Source organism: Pelagibacterium sediminicola (genome assembly GCF_003390885.1).
GTDB classification, from domain to species: Bacteria; Pseudomonadota; Alphaproteobacteria; order Rhizobiales; family Devosiaceae; genus Pelagibacterium; species Pelagibacterium sediminicola.
On record NZ_QMEL01000003.1, the window covers coordinates 317,972 to 332,742 of the forward strand.

General features: G+C 62.3%; 21 protein-coding genes. 9 read left to right on the plus strand and 12 right to left on the minus strand.

Annotation, left to right across the window (positions count from 1 at the left end; translation table 11 throughout):
* The first annotated feature begins 2 nt into the window (after positions 1–2).
* Positions 3–995 (plus strand): 4-hydroxythreonine-4-phosphate dehydrogenase PdxA, encoded by a 993-nt coding sequence (pdxA, locus tag DQG18_RS07710; protein ID WP_116653650.1) that lies wholly within the window; start codon positions 3–5, stop codon positions 993–995.
* Positions 992–1,840, plus strand: coding sequence for a 16S rRNA (adenine(1518)-N(6)/adenine(1519)-N(6))-dimethyltransferase RsmA (gene rsmA, locus DQG18_RS07715; RefSeq protein WP_116653651.1), 849 nt, complete (start codon positions 992–994; stop codon positions 1,838–1,840). Before pdxA ends, rsmA begins: the two co-directional genes overlap by 4 nt.
* Here rsmA and DQG18_RS07720 read toward each other — a convergent pair.
* The 12 genes from DQG18_RS07720 to DQG18_RS16500 all read right to left on the minus strand — a co-directional run bounded on the left by DQG18_RS07720 (position 1,837) and on the right by DQG18_RS16500 (position 10,210).
* Positions 1,837–2,247: a type II toxin-antitoxin system VapC family toxin gene (locus DQG18_RS07720; RefSeq protein ID WP_116653652.1), complete on the minus strand. Its 411-nt coding sequence runs from the start codon at positions 2,245–2,247 to the stop codon at positions 1,837–1,839. The genes rsmA and DQG18_RS07720 overlap by 4 nt on opposite strands.
* The gene (locus tag DQG18_RS07725) at positions 2,244–2,498 is read right to left on the minus strand and encodes a plasmid stabilization protein (protein ID WP_116653653.1); all 255 of its coding nucleotides are present in this window, start codon (positions 2,496–2,498) and stop codon (positions 2,244–2,246) included. Before DQG18_RS07725 ends, DQG18_RS07720 begins: the two co-directional genes overlap by 4 nt.
* A 58-nt stretch (positions 2,499–2,556) precedes the next feature.
* Positions 2,557–3,198, minus strand: coding sequence for a guanylate kinase (gene gmk / locus DQG18_RS07730; protein WP_116653654.1), 642 nt, complete (start codon positions 3,196–3,198; stop codon positions 2,557–2,559).
* Between the two features lie 67 nt (positions 3,199–3,265).
* Positions 3,266–4,159, minus strand: a complete 894-nt coding sequence (locus DQG18_RS07735) for a YicC/YloC family endoribonuclease (protein ID WP_116653655.1) — start codon at positions 4,157–4,159, stop codon at positions 3,266–3,268.
* The gene (gene mltG, locus DQG18_RS07740) at positions 4,156–5,301 is read right to left on the minus strand and encodes an endolytic transglycosylase MltG (RefSeq protein WP_116653656.1); all 1,146 of its coding nucleotides are present in this window, start codon (positions 5,299–5,301) and stop codon (positions 4,156–4,158) included. The genes DQG18_RS07735 and mltG overlap by 4 nt, the downstream gene beginning before the upstream one ends.
* A gap of 310 nt (positions 5,302–5,611) precedes the next feature.
* Complete coding sequence (fabF, locus tag DQG18_RS07745) at positions 5,612–6,874, minus strand: beta-ketoacyl-ACP synthase II (RefSeq protein ID WP_116653800.1); 1,263 nt, start codon at positions 6,872–6,874, stop codon at positions 5,612–5,614.
* Positions 6,875–6,910: 36 nt separating this feature from the next.
* Entirely contained in the window at positions 6,911–7,147 is a 237-nt protein-coding gene (locus DQG18_RS07750; RefSeq protein WP_090595791.1) for an acyl carrier protein, read from the minus strand.
* Between the two features lie 246 nt (positions 7,148–7,393).
* A complete protein-coding gene (locus tag DQG18_RS07755) occupies positions 7,394–7,672 on the minus strand; it encodes a BrnA antitoxin family protein (protein WP_116653657.1) in 279 nt (92 codons plus the stop codon).
* On the minus strand, positions 7,647–7,925 hold the full coding sequence (locus DQG18_RS07760) for a BrnT family toxin (RefSeq protein ID WP_116653658.1): 279 nt from the start codon (positions 7,923–7,925) through the stop codon (positions 7,647–7,649). The genes DQG18_RS07755 and DQG18_RS07760 overlap by 26 nt, the downstream gene beginning before the upstream one ends.
* A 52-nt stretch (positions 7,926–7,977) precedes the next feature.
* Entirely contained in the window at positions 7,978–8,715 is a 738-nt protein-coding gene (gene fabG, locus DQG18_RS07765; RefSeq protein ID WP_116653659.1) for a 3-oxoacyl-[acyl-carrier-protein] reductase, read from the minus strand.
* 20 nt (positions 8,716–8,735) lie between these two features.
* Positions 8,736–9,683, minus strand: a complete 948-nt coding sequence (fabD, locus tag DQG18_RS07770; RefSeq protein WP_116653660.1) for an ACP S-malonyltransferase — start codon at positions 9,681–9,683, stop codon at positions 8,736–8,738.
* A gap of 125 nt (positions 9,684–9,808) precedes the next feature.
* A complete protein-coding gene (locus DQG18_RS16500) occupies positions 9,809–10,210 on the minus strand; it encodes a helix-hairpin-helix domain-containing protein (RefSeq protein WP_245958403.1) in 402 nt (133 codons plus the stop codon).
* Between DQG18_RS16500 and DQG18_RS07780 the strand changes: the two genes are divergently transcribed.
* The 7 genes from DQG18_RS07780 to DQG18_RS07810 all read left to right on the plus strand — a co-directional run bounded on the left by DQG18_RS07780 (position 10,197) and on the right by DQG18_RS07810 (position 14,745).
* Entirely contained in the window at positions 10,197–10,643 is a 447-nt protein-coding gene (locus DQG18_RS07780; protein ID WP_116653661.1) for a universal stress protein, read from the plus strand. The two genes, DQG18_RS16500 and DQG18_RS07780, sit on opposite strands and share 14 nt — an antisense overlap.
* Before the next feature lie 436 nt (positions 10,644–11,079).
* Positions 11,080–11,463, plus strand: a complete 384-nt coding sequence (gene rpsF, locus DQG18_RS07785) for a 30S ribosomal protein S6 (protein ID WP_116653662.1) — start codon at positions 11,080–11,082, stop codon at positions 11,461–11,463.
* Positions 11,464–11,479: 16 nt separating this feature from the next.
* Positions 11,480–11,734: a 30S ribosomal protein S18 gene (rpsR, locus tag DQG18_RS07790; RefSeq protein WP_116653663.1), complete on the plus strand. Its 255-nt coding sequence runs from the start codon at positions 11,480–11,482 to the stop codon at positions 11,732–11,734.
* 110 nt (positions 11,735–11,844) lie between these two features.
* Positions 11,845–12,465: a 50S ribosomal protein L9 gene (gene rplI, locus DQG18_RS07795; RefSeq protein ID WP_116653664.1), complete on the plus strand. Its 621-nt coding sequence runs from the start codon at positions 11,845–11,847 to the stop codon at positions 12,463–12,465.
* Positions 12,466–12,675: 210 nt separating this feature from the next.
* Positions 12,676–14,169 carry a replicative DNA helicase gene (locus DQG18_RS07800; protein WP_116653665.1) on the plus strand — a complete coding sequence of 498 codons (1,494 nt, stop codon included), beginning with the start codon at positions 12,676–12,678 and terminating at the stop codon, positions 14,167–14,169.
* Between the two features lie 50 nt (positions 14,170–14,219).
* Entirely contained in the window at positions 14,220–14,483 is a 264-nt protein-coding gene (locus DQG18_RS07805) for a BrnT family toxin (protein ID WP_116653666.1), read from the plus strand.
* On the plus strand, positions 14,473–14,745 hold the full coding sequence (locus DQG18_RS07810) for a helix-turn-helix domain-containing protein (RefSeq protein ID WP_157970057.1): 273 nt from the start codon (positions 14,473–14,475) through the stop codon (positions 14,743–14,745). Before DQG18_RS07805 ends, DQG18_RS07810 begins: the two co-directional genes overlap by 11 nt.
* The last annotated feature ends 26 nt before the right edge of the window (positions 14,746–14,771 follow it).

Here is a 14,771-nt window from a genome sequence, read left to right on the forward strand (position 1 = left end):
CGATGGCGGGGCCGCTACCGCTCGCCGTCACCATGGGCGAGCCCGCAGGCATCGGCCCCGACCTGATCCTCGCGCTCTATGCCGGGGGGCAGTCCCTCGCCCTGCCCCCCTTCGCGGTTTTCGGCGATGCCGGTTTTCTGCGCGCCCGCGCCGCCCGTCTCGGGCTCGACATCGCCATTGAAACGATGGCCGGGGACGACTTCACCGGTTTCGATGCGGCGCTGCCGGTCGTTTCGGTCGAAGGCAGTATTGAGGATACGCCCGGCATTGCCGATCCCAACGCCGCCCCGGTCGTTGTCGGCGCCATCGCCGCCGCCGTGCGCGGCATCCGTCATGGCCGTTTCCGCGCGCTGGTCACCGCCCCCATCCACAAGGCAACGCTTTATGAAGCCGGGTTCGATCACCCCGGCCATACCGAGTTTCTCGCCGCCCTTGCCGCCGAAGACGAGGTTACGCCCCGCCCGGTGATGATGCTCGCCCATGACGACCTGCGCACCGTGCCGCTCACCATCCATATCCCGCTATCAAAGGTGCCGGGTGCGATCAGCGGGAAACTGATCGATGAAACCGTACGCATCGTCGAAAAGGACCTTCGCGAGCGGTTCGGCATCGCCCGCCCGCGCATCGCCGTCGCCGGGCTCAATCCGCATGCGGGCGAGGACGGCACGATTGGACTTGAGGAAGTCAGGATCATCGCGCCCGCCCTCGATGCTCTACGCAAGGACGGGCTGGACGTCACCGGCCCGCTTTCCGCCGATACCCTCTTCCATCCCCCGCATTGGCGGCAATATGATGTGGTTATCGCCATGTATCACGATCAGGCGCTCATCCCCATCAAGACCGTCGCCTTCGACGCCGGGGTCAACGTCACGCTCGGCCTGCCCTTCGTGCGCACCTCGCCAGACCACGGCACGGCCTTTGCGCTGGCAGGCACGGGCAAGGCCTCGACCGGCTCGATGCTGGCCGCCATCCGGCTTGCGGATGCGATTGTATGAGCGGAATCGATAACCTGCCCCCCTTGCGCGAGGTGATCGCCGAGCACGGCCTGCGCGCCAGAAAGGAACTCGGGCAGAATTTCCTGCTCGATCTCAACCTCACCATGCGCATCGCGCGCGCGGCGGGCGACCTGTCGCAAACCACCGTCATCGAGGTCGGACCGGGGCCCGGCGGATTAACCCGCGCGCTGCTGGCGGCAGGCGCGAAAAAAATCATCGCCATCGAGCGCGACGAACGCACCCTGCCCGCCCTCGCGGAAATTTCCGCCGCCGCTCCGGGCCGCCTGGAAGTGATTTCAGCCGATGCGCTCGAGGTCGATTACCGCGCGCTGGCCGATGGCGACACGAAAATCATCGCCAATCTCCCCTACAACATCGCAACGCCCCTTCTCACTGGCTGGCTCTCGCAAGAGCCGTGGCCGGCATGGTTTTCCTCGCTGACCCTGATGTTCCAGAAGGAAGTGGCCGACCGCATCGTCGCGTCGGAAAAAGACGCCGCCTATGGCCGCCTCGGCGTGCTGTGCGGCTGGCGCACCGATGCGCGTATGGTCATGAAGGTCGATCACAACGCTTTCACCCCGCCGCCCAAGGTCACCTCCGCCGTCGTTCATCTCGTTCCCAGGCCGGTCGATCCGGACGTTCCCGTCCGCGCGCTCGAAGAAATCACCCGCCACGCCTTCGGCCAGCGCCGCAAGATGATCCGGCAAAGTTTAAAGGGTCTGGGAGTGCCGCTGGAATCATTGTTCGATGCGACGGGATTGAAGGGTGACGAGCGTGCGGAGAATCTGCCGGTTTCAACCTATGTGGAACTGGCGCGGACTGTCGCAAGGCTGCGGCGGGGTTAATCCCAGGGCGAGATAAGGTCGAGCCCGGTCGTCTCGAAATCGCGCAGATTGCGTGTCGCGAGGCGGCCTCCGTTGACGAGGGCAATGGCCGCGATGATGCCGTCGGGAACGGACATCGGCCTTCCGAGTCGTTCTGCGTGCCCCATCAAATGGCCATACGCCACAGCCGCCCGGCCATCGAAGTCGAATATCGAATGCTCGTACTGCATTTTCCATCCGGCGTACCGTTCGGCCAGATACGAAGAACGCTGTTCAGGAGGCTTCCGTTCAATGCCGAAATTGAGCTTGGCAATTACCATCGATGGAATAGCGAGTTCAAAACGATGAACATTGAGCCAGTGCAAAACCTTCGGATCGGGCATCTTGCGGAACGTTTCCGACACAACGTTGGTGTCAAGAAAGATCAAAGGTCGATGCCCTTATGGGGCTTGCGCTGTTCAGCAAGGAAAGTGTCCCAGTCAAAATCCTCTTCGATGGGATTTTCCTCAACCAGCCGTGTGAAGAAATCCGGCGCTGGACTCTGTGTTTTTCCACCGACCGCATACATCTCCAGCGCCCGCTCGACCACTTCCGCGATCGTCCGATTCTCGCGCGCGGCAAGACGGTGCGCGAGGTCGCGCGCCTTGGCGCTTCTGACTGAAAGTTGAGGCTGGGCCACGGACGTTCTCCTTTGGCCTCAATATAGGCCCAGGGCACCCTGCCATCAAGATGGCAGGCTATTCCAGCGCCGCGATCTGGGCCTTCAGATCCTCGACGAATTCATCGAGTTTTGTCTGCCGCGTCCTTGTGAGGCGGGCGCTGGCGAGGATGGAGCCGACCATCTGCACCGACTGTTCGAGATCCTCGTTGACAAGGACAAAGTCGTATTCCCTGTGGTGGCCGAGTTCGATCAGCGCGTTGCGCAGTCGCTTGTCGATGGTTTCCTTGCTATCCTGCGCCCGGCGCTCCAGACGGGCGCGCAGTTCGGCGATAGAGGGCGGCAGGATGAACACCGTCACCATGTCGGGGCGGGAATTGTCGTAGAGCTGGAGCGTGCCCTGATAGTCGATATCGAACAGGATATCCTTGCCCGCCGCCAGGCGTTCCTCCACCCTCTTGCGGGGCGTTCCGTAGTAATTGCCGTGCACCTCGGCCCATTCGAGCAGGTCGCCCTTGTCGCGCATCGCCTCGAATTCGGGCACGTCGATGAAATGGTAGTGCGTGCCGTCCACCTCGTCGGTCCGGCGCTGGCGCGTCGTCACCGACACGGAAAGCTCGATATTGGGGTCCTGCGCGAACAGCGCGCGCGAAATCGAGGATTTGCCCGCGCCCGACGGCGAAGCGATAACCAGCATGACACCGCGGCGGGCGAAATCCATTGGCTTTTCCGTTGTCGCGCTTCCGAACCGGAAAACCGGTGTCCACTTTTCCTGGAAGCGCTCCCCCCTATTCGAGATTTTGCACTTGCTCTCGTAACTGATCGATCGCCGCCTTGAGGTCAAGGCCAATGGCGGTCAGGCCCACATCATTGCTCTTGGAGCAGAGTGTATTGGCCTCGCGGTTGAACTCCTGGGACAGAAAATCGAGCTTGCGCCCGATGGGGCCACCCTGAGAAAGCAATTGCCGCGCCGCCTTTACATGGGCGGTCAGCCGGTCGAGTTCTTCGCGAATATCGGCCTTGGTCGCCAGCAGCAGCGCCTCGGCGTGCAGCCGGTCCTCGGACAGCATGCTTGCGGAATCGGCAAGCGTTGCCACCTGTTCGGCAAGCTTTGCCAGAATGGCCTCGCGCGAGCGCCCCGGATGCGCCTCGGCGGCGGCGGTCAGCGCCTCAATCTCGTCCAGCCGCGCGCCAAGAACGGCCCCGATCCGCTCGCCTTCCACCCGGCGGCTTTCGACCAGCGAGACCATGGCGAGGTCGACAGAGGACAACACCGCCGCGTTGAGCCGCTCCTCCGCGTCGGGCAGCAGCGGGGCCTCCTTGGTGTCGAGCACACCCTTGAGCGCAAAAATGCCATCGAGGCTCGGGCGGCGGGCGTCGATCCTTTCGCCCAGCGCGTTCATCGCCTCGAGGATCGCATCGAGCGCCTGTTGGTTGATGACCAGTTCGGTCGAGGCGGCATCGCGCTGGAGATTGACGAATACGGAAAACGATCCGCGCGCGGCGCGTTCGCTCACCAAACGCCGGACATCGGCATCGAGGCTGTCGAGGCCGGGCGAAAACCGCGTGCGGATATCCAGCCCGCGCCCGTTGACCGACTTGATTTCCACGAGGATCGTCGCGCCCTCGGCCTGTCCCGAGGCGCGACCGAACCCGGTCATCGATGCGAGCGGTTTGCTCATTGGCCGTCCGTTTCGGTTTCGGCGTCCTCGCCGGTTACGCCGGCTTCCTCGGCCTCCTCGGCGGCCAGCGCGTCCATTGCGGCCTGCGCCTCGGCCTCGGCACGCGCTTCGGCGGCCTGCCGCTCGATCTCCCGATAGGCGGCGACATTGCGCTGGTGCTCGGTATAGGTCTGGGCAAAGACGTGCCCATCCGAGGGGATCGCACCCGCCGCGACGAAATAGAGATAATCGTGGTCGTCGGGATTGGCGACGGCTTCCAGCGATTCGATACCCGGATTGGCGATCGGCCCCGGCGGCAGGCGGTCGATCTGGTAGGTGTTATAGGGCGTCACCTCGTCGATTTCCGAGCGGCGCAGCCCGCGTCCCAGCGTCGACTGGCCAAGCGTGATCCCGTAGATGATCGTGGGATCGGACTGAAGCCGCATGCCAATGCGCAGGCGGTTGGCGAACACGCCCGCCACCCGCTGGCGCTCGCTGGCAAGGCCGGTTTCCTTTTCGACGATCGAGGCGAGAATGAGCAGTTCTTCGGGCGTTTCGAGCGGCACGCTCTCGTTGCGGCCCTCCCAAACCTCGGCCAGCGCGGCGTCCATGGCTTCGGTCATCCGCAAGACGACGCTCTCACGAGTGTCGCCCCGGCGATAGCTGTAGGCCCCGGGCAAAAGGCTGCCCTCGGGCGGCAGGACCGAGATGTTGCCGGTAAGGTTCTCGTCGGCGTTGACACGCTCCACCACCTGCCAGGAGGTGAAGCCCTCGGGGATCACCACCTGATACTGGATGGCGCGGCCTTCGGTCAGTTCGCGCAGGATCTGGTTCATCGAGGACCGGGCCGCGATATTGAACTCGCCCGCCTTGAGAGCAGCTTCACGGTCGAGCGCGCGCGCGCCGAGCCGGAAAATGAGGGCGTTGGAGATAAAGCCCTGCTCTTCGAGCCTTTGGGCCACCGTCGTCACGGCATTTCCCGGCTCGACGACGAAGGTGCGGTCCTCCTCGAACTGGCCGTCGGCATTGAACGTCATGACGCCATAGACGAGCACGCCCGCTATGGCGATCAGCACGATCAGCACCAGCGTCAGAAGTCCGTTGAGCGCCTCGAAAAAACCGTTTCCGGAGCGGCGGCGCGCCCTTCTCTTTCGTTCAGCCATGACGGCAGCTCATCCCTGATTCTTGGCCTCCGCTTGGCGGGCGGGCGTCGTTAGATTGTGTCAGCTTTTAATGGAAATGGCGCTCCGGCGGCCTTAGCAAGATCGCTCTGGTTTCCGGGAATAAATCCCGGAATGACATCGGTGTTTTGGCGCGATCTTCCCCACCTCCAATGTCACCCCGGGACTTGTTCCCGGGGTCCAGTGCCATGCAGCCGCGCTGCTATACCTTGCACGATTCCATTAAACGCTGACGTGCTCCAGTCGCCATATGGTCGAAAAATTCCGGCGAAAACAAGAGGTTTGGGCCGCGTCAGCCCACCTTGCCGAAGATCAGCGAAGCGTTGGTGCCGCCAAACCCGAAGGAATTGGACAGTGCCACGTTGATCTCTTTTTCCACCGGCTTGTGCGGAGCGAGATTGATCACCGTCTCGACGGACGGATTGTCGAGATTGAGCGTGGGCGGCGCGATATTGTCGCGCATGGCGAGCAGCGAGAAGATCGCCTCAATCGCACCGGCGGCGCCCAAAAGGTGCCCGGTCGCGGACTTGGTCGAGCTCATGACGACATTGGCGGCATGTTCGCCCAGAAGGCGGGTAACCGCGCCCAGCTCGATCTCGTCGCCCAACGGGGTCGAGGTGCCGTGGGCGTTGATATAGTCGATATCGGATGCGGAAATTCCCGCCCGCTTTATCGCCGCGGACATCGAGCGGAAGCCGCCATTGCCATCCTCGGCGGGCGCGGTGATGTGGTGCGCGTCGCCCGAAAGGCCATAGCCGATGATCTCGCCATAGATTTTCGCGCCCCGGGCCCTCGCGTGCTCGTATTCCTCGAGCACGACGATGCCGGCTCCCTCGCCCATCACAAATCCGTCGCGGTCCTTGTCATAGGGGCGTGAGGCTTTTTCGGGCGTGTCGTTGAAACCGGTGGAAAGCGCGCGGCAGGCGGCAAAGCCTGCCAGCGAAAGCCGGTTGACGGGGGATTCGGTTCCCCCCGCCACCATCACGTCGGCATCGTCGAGCATGATCAGCCGGGCCGCATCGCCAATGGCATGCGCGCCGGTCGAACAGGCGGTGACGACCGAGTGGTTGGGCCCTTTAAGGCCGTGTTCTATGGAAACATACCCCGACGCCAGGTTGATCAGGCGCCCGGGTATGAAAAAGGGACTGATACGGCGCGGACCCTTTTCGGCCAGCGTGATGGAGGCATCGTAGATGCCCCCTATCCCGCCGATACCCGAGCCGATCAGGACGCCTGTGCGCTCCTGCTGCTCCTGGGTCCGTGCCTCGTAGCCCGCGTCGCGCAGGGCCTGGGTCGATGCCGCCATCGCAAAGGTGATGAACGGATCGACCTTGCGCTGTTCCTTGACGTCCATCCAGTCGTCGGGGTTGTATTTCCCCTCGGCAGTGTCGCCAACCGGAATGCGGCAGGCGATCTGGCATGGAATGTCATCGACCTTGAAATCGGTGACGCGCTGCGCCCCGCTTTTCGAGGCCAGCATGTTGGACCAGACAGTCTCGTGACCGACGCCCAGAGGGCTGACGATCCCGAGACCGGTTACGACGACGCGACGCATGGACATGAGCTTACGCTTTATCGGCGCAAAGCCGGATCAAGCGGTTGCTTTGGTCAGGAATGCGACGGCGTCGCCGAACGTCTGGATGGATTCGGCGGCGTCATCGGGGATTTCCACGCCGAATTCTTCCTCGAAAGCCATCACAAGCTCGACCTGATCGAGCGAATCCGCGCCCAGGTCGTCCATGAAGCTGGCCTTTTCAGTGACCTTGTCGGCTTCGACGTTGAGGTGTTCGACGACGATCTTACGGACGCGATCTTCGATGTCGCTCATATTGAGTTCCTTCTTGCAGACAATCGTTTGTTGATCTTTGGCATTGTTCCTGCGCGGAGCGTTACACTCAAAGCTAATAAAAAGTTCCGTCGCAGTGCCGGGATGAAAGGGTTTCTGGCTCTCTTTCCAAGGGTGCCGGCTACAATGTGCCGGCGCACTTAACACACTTTATTGGCGATGACCATATCGCCGACGGTTCGGGAAGCAAGGGTGATCTTGTGCACTTTGCCCCGAAAAATCACTCTATTATTTTTCTCCCATGGCCCGACGCAGGGTCCGGTTGATCCGGGTTTGCCATCCCGGGCCGTTGTCCCGGAAATATTCGACGATATCAGTGTCCAGGCGCAGTGTTACCCGGGTTTTGGTCGGCGATTTCTGCGGCCCGCGCTGGCCCTGCCGCCTTTTTGCGATCACATCCAGCAGGGTGGAGGGAAGCACGTTTTCCGCCGGCTGCATGGATGCAAAATCCTCTGCAGTCAGTTCCCGGACCTCGCCTTCCTTATCGGTCAGTGGCTTTTTGCTCATACCGTTTCACTTCCCGGCTGTTGGCCTTGCGAAAACTGATGACCCTGATTCCATCCGCGATCAGGGTAAAGCATAATACGTGCAACCTCTCCCGCACGAAGCCGACCGCGACATAACGCGCCTCGGGATAGTCAAACCTGTCATCGATCGCGACCATGGCGGTTTCCCAATCGAAATCCGCCGCGTTGTCGAACGGCAATTGCCGCTCCCGAATATTGCGCTCGTTCTTGTTCGGGTCGAACGCAATTTTCATTACATATAATCCTTCCCCCAGGATGTTTCCATCTTTTTGTCGCTACAAATAGCTAGATCATCACCATCCCACCGTTAACGTTCAGCGTGTGCCCCGTGATGTATGCCGCGGCATCGCTGGCGAGGAACGCGGCGCAGGCCGCGACTTCGTCAGCGGTGCCGAGGCGGGCGACGGGCACCTTTTGCAGAATGGTTTCCTGCTGCTTTTCGTTCAATTCATCGGTCATGGCCGAAGCGATGAAGCCCGGCGCGATCATGTTGACGGTAATGCCGCGGCTTGCGACCTCGTGGGCCAGGGCCTTGGACATGCCCGCCAGCCCCGCCTTGGTCGCCGCGTAGTTACCCTGCCCCGGATTGCCGACGACGCCGACCACCGAGGTGATCGAGATGATGCGCCCGAAGCGGCGCTTCATCATGCCCTTCACCGCCGCGCGGGTGAGGTGGAAGGGCGCGGTGAGGTTGATCTTGAGCACATCGTCCCACTCCTCGTCCTTCATGCGCATGAACAGATTGTCCCGGGTCATGCCGGCATTGTTGATGAGGATGTCGAGCCCGCCCATGGCGGCCTCGGCGTCGGGCACCAGCCGTTCCACGGCATCGAGATCGGAAAGGTTGCACGGCAGGACGTGGGCCGTGCCCACGATGTCCTTGGCCACGTCCTCGAGCGCGCCCAGCCGCGTGCCGCTCAGCGCCACTTCGGCGCCCTGCGCTGCCAGCGTCTTGGCGATCGCGCTGCCGATGCCCCCGCTCGCGCCGGTGACCAGCGCCTTCTTGCCCGTGAGGTCGAACATGATAGGTGTCCTTAGTTTGATTAGCCGCGCGCGGCAATAAAGGCTTCGATATCCTGCGCCGTCCCGACAGCCTGCCCCGAAAGCGCGGGATCGATGCGTTTTGCAAGCCCGGTCAGCACCTTGCCGGTGCCCAGTTCATAAAGTTCGGTAACGCCCGCCTCCTTTGCCAGCCAGCTTACGCTTTCAGTCCAGCGAACCATGCCGGTGACCTGTTCGACGAGCCGGGTGCGTATCTCCTGGGTATCGGAAATCGGCCGCGCGAGCACGTTGGCGACCAACGGCACGGAGGGCGCCTTCATGTCCACATTGCCCAGCGCCTCGCGCATGGCCTCGGCGGCGGGCGCCATCAGCGCGCAATGGAACGGCGCGCTCACCGGCAGCGCCAGCGCGCGCCGCGCGCCCCTTGCCTTGGCGATCTCGATGGCGCGGTCGATGGCGGCCAGATTGCCCGACACGACCACCTGCCCGGGCGAATTGTCATTGGCGACGTCGCAAACCTCGCCCTGCGCCGCTTCCGCCGCAATCTCCTTGACCACATCCATGTCCAGCCCGAGCAGCGCGGCCATCGCCCCCTGCCCCACCGGGACGGCCTGCTGCATGGCGCGGCCGCGGATCTGAAGGAGCCGCGCGGTGTCGGACAGCGAGAAGGTTCCCGCCGCGCAAAGCGCCGAATATTCTCCCAGCGAGTGCCCGGCAACATGGCTGGCGGCTTCCGCAACCTTCACGCCACGCGCATCCAGCACCCGAACGACCGCGATCGAGGCGGCCATAAGCGCGGGCTGAGCATTTTCCGTCAGCCGCAGGGTGTCCTCGGGGCCATCGAACATGATGGCCGAGAGTTTCAGACCGAGCGCATCGTCGACTTCCTCGAACACGGCCCGCGCCTCGGCAAAACTGTCCGCAAGATCGCGGCCCATGCCCACGGCCTGGCTGCCTTGCCCCGGAAAGGTGAATGCGGGTTTGTTCATTGGCCTCTCTCGCGTCTCGTTCCTTTATGCGCTGAACTTTATGGCGCGCCGATGGGCCGCGCAACTGCCCGCAATGGGAGGCGAAGTCAAGGCGGGGCCAGATAAAGCTGCGGATAAGCGCGGGCCTAGTTCTCCCTGAAATCAAGCCCCGCCGCGCTCAACGCGGCCTTGATCGCAGGAAGCGAGGCCGGACCGACGCCATGCAGCGCAAGAAATTCCTTCTCGGTCAGCCGAGTCAGGTCTTTGAGGGAATTGATGCCGACATGGGCCAGCGCGCTTCCGGCCGGGCGAGAGAGCTTTGGGAGATCGGTCACAGATCCGGCTCGACACGGATGGACGGCAGCATCGCGGTTTTCATGGATCACCTTTGCATTGCATTTGCGATGAAATATAGCGCTGTAGCGGCTTTTCGGCCACCGATGCCCACATGCTTGACCCAGATCAAGGAAATCCACCCGGACAACGCCGTAAAGGTTTACGATAACCCCGAACATCATCAGGGAGGCAGAATTCATGTACTCGCACATATTGCTGACGTCCGACGGATCGGAACTGGCAGCCAAGGGCGTGGAGCACGGGCTGGCCATCGCAAGGGCCGCGGGGGCCGAAGTCACGCTGCTCTATGTAAACGAACCCATTCCCCTTTCCGACCTGCGACTGGCCGCCTCGGGCGGGATGACCAACCCGCTCATCCGCTACGAAGAACAGATGGAAGCGCATTTTAAGACGATCAGTGCGCCCATCGAGGCGAAGGCCCGCGAAATGGGCATCAGTCTCAAGACCGCGCGCGAAACCGACACCCTGCCCGCCGAAGCCATCGTGCGTCTGGCAAAGAACAGCGGCGTCGACCTGATCGTCATGGCCTCGCATGGCCGCAGGGGGCTGAGCAAGATGCTGCTCGGCAGCCAGACCGCCGAAGTGCTGGTGCACACGGCCATCCCCGTACTGGTGGTGCGCTAGGACCCTTCATCATCGCTCTTCGCGCGCTGGATCACCCGGATAAACCGGGTGAAGACGGAGGAAAATCAGGGGCCGGCACGAAGTTGCACGGCCCGCGCCCAACTGACCTTCTCCTTCCCCTCACCGCCAACCCCATCCGTCATTGCCCGGCTCGTCTGGGCAATCCAGTCGTCCCCTCCCGAACCATAAAATCCCCACCCCGCAAACCAACAAATCCCTTGCAATTCAGGCTCTCCCATTATAGAGACCGCCTCGTATTCGTTTGGCCGGGGGCTGAACGGAGGGTTCGGCGTTGCCGGATAAGACCTTTGGAAATGGGTCTGGCCTCCCGTGTTCCCGCTCTTGAAGTAGAACCTTTGTCAGCCTTTCCAAAGGCTTCAAAGAGGCTCCGCGCCAGAGGATACGTGTTGTTTCAACGCTTGAAGAAAGGCACTCCATGCCCCTTTACGAGCACATCTTTCTGTCGCGCCAGGACGTTTCGGCGCAGCAGGTCGAAGATCTGACCAAGACCTATACCGACCTTCTCGCCGAGAACGGCGGCAAGGTCGCCAAGAGCGAATACTGGGGCGTCAAGTCGCTCTCGTACCGCATCAACAAGAACCGCAAGGCGCACTACACCCTGCTCAACATCGAAGCCCCGGCTACCGCCGTTGCCGAGATGGAGCGCCAGATGCGCATCAACGAAGACGTGCTGCGTTTCATGACCATCCGCGTGGACACCCATGAGGAAGGCCCCTCCGTGATGATGCAGAAGCGCGACGATCGTCCTGACCGTGGCGGCCCCGGCGGCGATCGCCCGCGCGGCCCGCGCCGTTTCTAAGCCGAGGACCTGACACATGGCTATTCGTGATCTCACCACCTCCCAGGCGCGCCGTCCTTTCCAGCGCCGCCGCAAGACCTGCCCGTTCTCGGGTGCCAATGCACCGGTCATCGACTACAAGGATGTCCGCCTGCTCCAGCGCTATGTTTCCGAGCGCGGCAAGATCGTGCCTTCGCGCATCACCGCCGTTTCGGCCAAGAAGCAGCGCGAACTGGCCCGCGCCATCAAGCGCTCCCGGTTCCTCGGGCTTCTGCCCTACGCCGTAAAATAAGCGGCCCCCGTTCGTTGGGGACGCGGATGGTCCGCGTCCTCTAACCGTTCCTCCGGAGCGCTCGCCAGAGCCGCGGCAAAACCGGAACGGGACAGCATTGGAGAAGTCATATGAAAGTTATTCTGCTTGAACGCATTGGCCGCCTCGGTGGCATTGGCGATGAAGTGAACGTCAAGGACGGCTTTGCCCGCAACTTCCTTTTGCCCCAGGCCAAGGCCCTGCGCGCTTCGGACGCCAACCGTGCGAAATTCGAGGCCAACCGGCAGACCATCGAGGCCCGCAACGCCGAACGGCGTTCGGAAGCCGAAAAGATCGGGGACCTGCTGGACGGCAAGACCATCGTGATGGTCCGCCAGGCCGGCGAAACGGGCCAGCTTTATGGTTCGGTCTCGGCCCGCGATATCGCTGAAGCCCTCGTTGCCGACGGGGAAAAGGTCGAGCGCAACCAGATCGATCTTGGCGCGCCGATCAAGACCGTGGGCCTGCACGTCATCCCCATCACCCTGCACGCCGAAGTTTCCGTCTCGGTCACCATCAACGTCGCCCGTTCGACCGACGAAGCCGAGCGCCAGGCCAAGGGCGAGAACCTTGCCCGCAAGGACTATAACGACGAGGAAGAGGCTTTCGTCTCGCTCGCCGATATGGACGAGGACGAATATCAGGCCGGTGAAGCGGCGGATGGCGAAGAAGAGCCCGCCGACCAGGAAACCGGGGAAGAGCCCGCCGCATAAGCGCGGGCCCTTGCACCGAATCGAAGAGGCCGGGCCCCCGCCCGGCCTTTTTGTTTGTCCAGCATGAAATTCGTTATCCCCGCAGTTTGCGAAGATCACATGGGCCGACTCAGGGTAAGCTCGACGAGGACAATTTGTCCGCTCGTTCCTCTTGCCTCGGTGCACGCCGGGGTGGTTAAGAGAGGATGAACGACCCTTTCAGGATGAACGATGGAAGCTGTCCGGCGGCTCACGCCCGTACCGACCGAACCAGAAGCGAAATACAAGCTCGCCCCGCACAATATCGAGGCCGAACAGGCGCTGCTGGGCGCGATTCTGGTCAACAACGAGGCGTTCTACCGGGTTTCGGACTTTCTCGAGCCCGGCCATTTCTACGAGCCCATCCATCGCGACATCTATGAGGTATGCGGCAAGATCATCCGCACCGGCAAGACCGCGACCCCCGTCACCGCCAAGACCTACCTGCCCGACGACCTTCTCGAAGGCGTCACCATGGCGCAGTATCTCGCGCGGCTGGCGGCCGAGGCGACCACCGTCCTCAACGCCGCCGACTACGGGCAGGCGGTGTACGATCTCGCCATCCGGCGCAACCTCATCCTGATCGGCGAAGAGGTCATCGACGAGGCCTATAACGCCGAGGTCGAGACGACCGCGACCAAGCAGATCGAGGAGGCTGAAAAGCGCCTGTTCGATCTTGCCGAAAAGGGCCGCTACGATGGCGGGTTCCAGGGCTTCAACCAGGCGCTGACCGACGCGATCAACATGGCCGGGGAAGCGTTCAAGCGCGACGGCTCGCTTTCGGGCACCGCTACGGGGCTGACCGATCTCGACCGCCTGATGGGCGGCTTGCAGCGCTCGGACCTCATCATCCTCGCCGCGCGTCCCGCCATGGGCAAGACCTCGCTTGCCACCAACATCGCCTTTTCCGTCGCCCGCGCCTACAAGGCCGAGCCCATGCCCGACGGACACATGAAGACCCTCAATGGCGGCGTGGTCGGTTTTTTCTCGCTCGAAATGAGCGCCGAGCAGCTCGCCACCCGTATTCTCGCCGAGCAGGCCGAGATTTCGTCGTCCGACATCAGGCGCGGCAATATCCATGAGAGCCAGTTCTCAAAACTCATGGACGTTTCCCAGCTCATGCAGCAGGTGCCGCTCTTCATTGACGACACCGGCGGCATCTCGATCGCCCAGCTCGCCGCCCGCGCCCGGCGCCTCAAGCGCCAGAAAGGGCTGGACCTGCTGATCGTCGACTACCTGCAATTGCTGTCCGGCTCATCGAAAAAGGCCAGCGAGAACCGCGTGCAGGAGCTGACCGAGATCACGACCAACCTCAAGGCGCTGGCCAAGGAACTCGAAGTCCCCATCATCGCCCTCTCCCAGCTTTCCCGCCAGGTGGAAGCGCGCGAGGACAAACACCCCCAGCTTGCCGACCTGCGTGAATCGGGCTCGATCGAGCAGGACGCGGACGTGGTGCTCTTCGTCTATCGCGAGGAATACTACCTCGGCAACAAGGAGCCCAAGGAAGGCACGCAGGAACATCTCGAATGGCAGGCCGAGATGGAAAAGGTCCACGGGCGCGCCGAAGTCATCATCGCCAAGCAGCGCCACGGCCCCACCGGCACCGTCCAGTTGCATTTCCAGGCGAATCTGACACGCTTCTCCAACCTTGCCCGCGAGGACTACCTGCCGACGCGGCAGGAATAACGCCATAGTTGAATACACTACGCTTGTAGCGTATGATAGCCAGAGGCCTGATGCGGGTTATCTTCGACGTAGAAAAAGACGCTGCAAATCGCGCCAAGCATGGACTTCCACTAAGCGTCGCCGCTCTCGTCATCGAAAACGGTGTCACGACCTTTTTGGACACACGGTTCGACTATGATGAGGACAGATTCATAACATTCGGCTATGTCGAGCGCCGCCTTCACGTTGCGGTCTGGACCGAGCGTGATGGAGATGTCCGCGCCATAAGCGTGCGCAAGGCCAATGAAAGGGAGCAGGAACGCTATGGCCGCTGATCTACCCGAAGATTTCGAGGACAATCCGGATTGGAGCACGGTCGCGCTTTCGCCCCTCGACTATGCGGCCATGCTCAAAGTTGCACGAGCGCGTCTGGGATTGTCGCAGGAAGCCGCCGCCAGGATGCTGGGGCTGCCGGTCGCGACCCTTCGCAACTGGGAGCAACGCCGGACCATGCCCGACGATGCAGCAAAAACACTTATAGCTCTGCTCTATGCCGATCCCGAGGACATCAAGGCCCGTCTGACGCCTGCTGCATGAAAGCGAGCCTGCAAGACGCAGACAAT

Excerpts from the sequence above, each read along its gene's own strand:
- rpsR (WP_116653663.1), top strand. The coding sequence starts at position 11,480 with ATGGCTATTCGTGATCTCACCACCTCCCAGGCGCGCCGTCCTTTCCAG.
- DQG18_RS07750 (WP_090595791.1), bottom strand. The coding sequence starts at position 7,147 with ATGAGCGACATCGAAGATCGCGTCCGTAAGATCGTCGTCGAACACCTC.
- fabD (WP_116653660.1), bottom strand. The coding sequence starts at position 9,683 with ATGAACAAACCCGCATTCACCTTTCCGGGGCAAGGCAGCCAGGCCGTG.
- DQG18_RS07755 (WP_116653657.1), bottom strand. The coding sequence starts at position 7,672 with ATGAGCAAAAAGCCACTGACCGATAAGGAAGGCGAGGTCCGGGAACTG.
- DQG18_RS07805 (WP_116653666.1), top strand. The coding sequence starts at position 14,220 with ATGCGGGTTATCTTCGACGTAGAAAAAGACGCTGCAAATCGCGCCAAG.
- DQG18_RS07810 (WP_157970057.1), top strand. The coding sequence starts at position 14,473 with ATGGCCGCTGATCTACCCGAAGATTTCGAGGACAATCCGGATTGGAGC.
- gmk (WP_116653654.1), bottom strand. The coding sequence starts at position 3,198 with ATGGATTTCGCCCGCCGCGGTGTCATGCTGGTTATCGCTTCGCCGTCG.
- DQG18_RS07735 (WP_116653655.1), bottom strand. The coding sequence starts at position 4,159 with ATGAGCAAACCGCTCGCATCGATGACCGGGTTCGGTCGCGCCTCGGGA.
- DQG18_RS07780 (WP_116653661.1), top strand. The coding sequence starts at position 10,197 with ATGTACTCGCACATATTGCTGACGTCCGACGGATCGGAACTGGCAGCC.
- mltG (WP_116653656.1), bottom strand. The coding sequence starts at position 5,301 with ATGGCTGAACGAAAGAGAAGGGCGCGCCGCCGCTCCGGAAACGGTTTT.
- DQG18_RS07760 (WP_116653658.1), bottom strand. The coding sequence starts at position 7,925 with ATGAAAATTGCGTTCGACCCGAACAAGAACGAGCGCAATATTCGGGAG.
- rpsF (WP_116653662.1), top strand. The coding sequence starts at position 11,080 with ATGCCCCTTTACGAGCACATCTTTCTGTCGCGCCAGGACGTTTCGGCG.
- rplI (WP_116653664.1), top strand. The coding sequence starts at position 11,845 with ATGAAAGTTATTCTGCTTGAACGCATTGGCCGCCTCGGTGGCATTGGC.
- DQG18_RS07800 (WP_116653665.1), top strand. The coding sequence starts at position 12,676 with ATGGAAGCTGTCCGGCGGCTCACGCCCGTACCGACCGAACCAGAAGCG.
- rsmA (WP_116653651.1), top strand. The coding sequence starts at position 992 with ATGAGCGGAATCGATAACCTGCCCCCCTTGCGCGAGGTGATCGCCGAG.
- pdxA (WP_116653650.1), top strand. The coding sequence starts at position 3 with ATGGCGGGGCCGCTACCGCTCGCCGTCACCATGGGCGAGCCCGCAGGC.
- DQG18_RS16500 (WP_245958403.1), bottom strand. The coding sequence starts at position 10,210 with ATGTGCGAGTACATGAATTCTGCCTCCCTGATGATGTTCGGGGTTATC.
- fabF (WP_116653800.1), bottom strand. The coding sequence starts at position 6,874 with ATGCGTCGCGTCGTCGTAACCGGTCTCGGGATCGTCAGCCCTCTGGGC.
- fabG (WP_116653659.1), bottom strand. The coding sequence starts at position 8,715 with ATGTTCGACCTCACGGGCAAGAAGGCGCTGGTCACCGGCGCGAGCGGG.